The sequence below is a fragment of the Pseudomonas emilianonis genome, from assembly GCF_023072625.1.
In the GTDB taxonomy this organism is placed as follows: Bacteria; Pseudomonadota; Gammaproteobacteria; order Pseudomonadales; family Pseudomonadaceae; genus Aquipseudomonas; species Aquipseudomonas paraveronii.
Genome location: NZ_JAKNRV010000446.1, coordinates 1 through 3,666 on the forward strand (window position 1 = coordinate 1; position 3,666 = coordinate 3,666).

Annotated in this window: 4 protein-coding genes and 2 riboswitches; of the genes, 2 read left to right on the top strand and 2 right to left on the bottom strand. The window is 64.1% G+C overall.

Annotation, left to right across the window (positions count from 1 at the left end; translation table 11 throughout):
- Positions 1-362, bottom strand: a 362-nt coding sequence (locus tag L9Z73_RS27180; RefSeq protein ID WP_247407714.1) for a CbtA family protein, incomplete at its 3' end; no start/stop codon positions are given.
- A gap of 11 nt (positions 363-373) precedes the next feature.
- The gene (locus L9Z73_RS27185) at positions 374-562 is read right to left on the bottom strand and encodes a CbtB domain-containing protein (RefSeq protein ID WP_247407717.1); all 189 of its coding nucleotides are present in this window, start codon (positions 560-562) and stop codon (positions 374-376) included.
- Between the two features lie 96 nt (positions 563-658).
- A riboswitch (cobalamin riboswitch) is annotated at positions 659-868 on the bottom strand.
- 41 nt (positions 869-909) lie between these two features.
- Positions 910-1,109: riboswitch (cobalamin riboswitch) on the top strand.
- A 92-nt stretch (positions 1,110-1,201) separates the two neighbouring features.
- On the opposite strand from L9Z73_RS27185, the gene cobW reads away from it, so the two are divergent.
- Both cobW and L9Z73_RS27195 read left to right on the top strand, forming a co-directional pair.
- Complete coding sequence (gene cobW / locus L9Z73_RS27190) at positions 1,202-2,263, top strand: cobalamin biosynthesis protein CobW (RefSeq protein ID WP_282598775.1); 1,062 nt, start codon at positions 1,202-1,204, stop codon at positions 2,261-2,263.
- 3 nt (positions 2,264-2,266) lie between these two features.
- On the top strand, positions 2,267-3,666 hold a 1,400-nt coding region (locus tag L9Z73_RS27195), incomplete at its 3' end, for a cobaltochelatase subunit CobN (RefSeq protein WP_247407721.1).

The following is a 3,666-nucleotide window of genomic DNA, read 5'->3' on the forward strand; positions in this document are numbered from 1 at the left end:
GCCAGGACAAAGGTCGCGTAGCCGGCCAGGCCCCACAGTAGCCCTTGAGCCGTGCGGGTCGGCGCGCGCAGGGTGTAGAGACCGGCGAGCATCAGCGCGAAACCGACCGCCACCACCAGGTTGCCGCCGGTGGTGGACAGCACGCGCTGCCAGCCGTCTTCCGGCTCCCAGGCTTCGGCGTCATGGGTGTGCGCGGTTGTACCGGCGGCGTGCTCATGCACCACTTCTGTCGCAGCCGGAGCTTTTTCAAAGGTTTCCGCCTGCATGATCAGCGGGGCGACCCAAAAACTTTGCAGCAGAGTCAGCAACAGGGCGGCCAGCAGCCCGCTGAAACCTGCGGTTTGTGCAATACGCTTAATCATGTCGGCAGGTCTCAATGGCACGGGAACGCGGCGCTGTGGCGGGTATCGTGGGCGGCGTTGTGTACCGCTTCGATATGCGAGAACCCGGCGAAATACACCAGGCACGCGCCGAGGATCGACGCGCCGATGGCGGCGCTCAGGCGTTGGCTCAGGGTGGCGGTACTGCTAGAGGTATGCGAGGTGCTGCTGATGATCGACATGGCGCGTCCCTTCAGGGTTTCAGGGTGACACGAGCGCATGAAAATCCCACGAGCCAGGCACGCAGGATTCAAACAGCGCCCGCCCACCGCGGGTTTGTTGGATGATTTTTTCGGGCCGGTCTCCGGGCTTGCGAGGGGGCTCTAGAACTGAGCCCTGAAAGCATCGCCTTCCCATGCACAAAGCACAGTGGCTGTGACGCTTCGCTCGCTTACCGTTGCGGGGGCAGCACCGGACTGGTCATATCGCTATGACTCACCGGTTTCCCGTTTCACCCTGTGAAGGGCACCCGAAACAAGGTGAGTAGGAAAGCATGCAGGGCGACGGTAGTCAAATTGACCGAGCACCTGTAGCCTTGCACCTTCGAGGTTCTTCGGCCCAGGCCGAAGCTAAGAAGGGAACGCGGTTCAAGCCGCGGCTGCCCCCGCAACTGTGAAGGGTTTATCTGACTGCCACGCCACTGCCATCAAGGCGGGAAGGCGCAGCCAGCGCCGGTCGCAAGACCCGCAAGCCCCAAGCCAGGAGACCTGCCTCGTAACCGATTTTTCAATTCAACCGGGCGGGGTGATCCGGTGACGAAATCTGCTGCTGCGCGCTGCGCAGGGCCTATCGTCCCGTATGCCCGCCCCCAAGGGCATCCGATGAAAACACTGGCCAAACTCCCCGTCACCATCGTTACCGGCTTTCTCGGCTCGGGCAAAACCACCTTGCTGCGCCATATGCTCGATAACGCCCACGGCCGTCGCATCGCGGTGATCGTCAACGAGTTCGGCGAGCTGGGCATCGACGGTGAAATCCTCAAACAGTGCTCCATCGGTTGCACCGAGGAAGAAGCCAACGGTCGCGTGTATGAGCTGGCCAACGGCTGCCTGTGCTGCACCGTGCAGGAAGAGTTCTTCCCGGTGATGCGCGAACTGGTCGCCCGTCGCGGCGACCTCGACCATATCCTCATCGAAACCTCCGGCCTGGCCCTGCCAAAGCCCTTGGTGCAGGCGTTCCAGTGGCCGGAAATCCGCAGCGCCTGCACGGTCGACGCGGTGATCACCGTGGTCGACAGCCCCGCTGTGGCGGCCGGCACCTTCGCCGCGTTCCCGGACCAGGTCGACGCCCAGCGCAAACTCGACCCGAACCTGGACCACGAATCACCGCTGCATGAGCTGTTCGCCGACCAACTGGCCAGCGCCGACCTGGTGATCCTCAACAAGTGCGACCTGATCAGCCCCGAAGACCTGGCCCGCGTGCGCCTGGAAGTCGCCGAAGAGTTGCCGCCGGCGGTGAAGATCATCGAAGCCAGCAGCGGTCGTGTGCCGCTGGACGTGTTGATCGGCCTGGGCGCCGACTCCGAAGCGCACATCGACGGTCGCCACAGCCATCACGATCATCATCACGAAGGTGAAGACGATCATGATCACGATGCGTTCGACTCCATTTCCATCGATCTGCCCCAGTCCGACGAAGCCCTGCTGCTCGACGCCCTGACCCAACTGGTGGTGCAGCACGGCATCCTGCGCGTAAAAGGCTTTGCGGCGATCCCGAACAAGCCGATGCGCCTGCTGATCCAGGGCGTGGGCACGCGCTTCGACAAGCATTTCGATCGGGCCTGGAGCGCCGACGAAGCGCGCATCACGCGCCTGGTGCTGATCGGCCAGGAGCTGGATGCGGCGGGCCTCGAAGCGCAATTGCGCGCCGCCCTCAGCGTTTAACCCATGCACCTGCTCAGGACCCAGCCCGGCGGTTTCGTCGCGGACGACAACATTGCCGACCTTGGACAAACCCCCGCCGAGCTGGTGATCCTGTGCAGTGGCGACTCCAGCCTGGCGCTACTCGCTGAAGCGGCCCAGCAATTGCCTGAGGACTACCCCAGCTTTCGCCTGGCCAACCCGATGCAGGTGCAGAACCATGCCTCGGTGGACTTGTACGTCGATGAAGTGCTGCGCCACGCCAAGGTCATCCTGATTTCCCTGCACGGCGGGATCGGCTATTGGCGTTACGGCATCGAGCGTCTGGTGGCCTTGGCCGAGCGCGGGGTCACGCTGATCCTGGTGCCGGGGGATGATCGCCCGGACCCGGAGCTCAGTGGCCTCAGCACCGTGGATGCGGCAGCGCGTGAGCGCCTGTGGCAGTTCCTGCGCCAGGGCGGCCTGGGCAACGCGCTGGATTTTTATCGCTGCCTGGCCAGTGGCTACCTGGGCCGCGACTATGCTTGGGCCGAGCCGCAAACACTGCCGCGCAGCGCGATTTATCACCCGCATCAGGCCAATGCGTGCCTCAACGACTGGCAGTCGGACTGGAATCCCGAGTTCCCGGTGGCGGCGGTGCTGTTCTACCGCTCCCATCTGCAAGCGGCCAATACCGGTTTTATCGATGTGTTCTGCCAGCGCCTGCAGGCGGCGGGCCTGAATCCGTTGCCGATGGCGGTGGCCAGTCTGAAGGAGCCCGGCTGCCTGACGACGGTCGAGGATTGGCTGGATGAAGTGCAGGCATCGGTGATTCTCAACACCACCGGCTTTGCCCAGTCCAGCCCCGAGGCGCCACATTTGCGCCCGTTTCGCCGCAATATCCCGGTGATTCAGGCGATTTGTGCCCAAGACAATCAACCCGGCTGGCAGGCCAGTGAACAAGGCCTCGGCCCGCGTGACCTGGCGATGCACATTGCCTTGCCGGAACTGGATGGCCGCATCATCAGCCGGCCGATCAGCTTCAAGGACCTGGCCTGGCGCAGCGAGCGCAGCCAGTCGGACGTGGTGTGCTATCGCGCAGCGCCGGAGCGCATGGACTTTGTGGCTGAACTGGCGCGCCGTTGGGTCGAACTGGCGCGGGTGCCGAATGCCGACAAGCGCATTGCCCTGATCCTCGCCAACTACCCAACGCGCGACGGTCGCATTGGTAACGGTGTGGGCCTGGACACGCCGGCGGCGGCGCTGAATATCCTGCGGGCCCTGCAGGCCGAGGGTTATCCGCTGCCGCAGGTCCTGCCGGAAAGCGGCACCGCGCTAATCCACGAACTGCTCGGCGGCGTCACCAACGACCTGGACAACCTCGACCTGCGCCCGTGCCACCAAAGCCTGGGCCTGGACGACTACGAGGCGATGTTCAAGCGCCTGCC

Excerpts from the sequence above, each read along its gene's own strand:
- L9Z73_RS27185 (WP_247407717.1), bottom strand. The coding sequence starts at position 562 with ATGTCGATCATCAGCAGCACCTCGCATACCTCTAGCAGTACCGCCACC.
- cobW (WP_282598775.1), top strand. The coding sequence starts at position 1,202 with ATGAAAACACTGGCCAAACTCCCCGTCACCATCGTTACCGGCTTTCTC.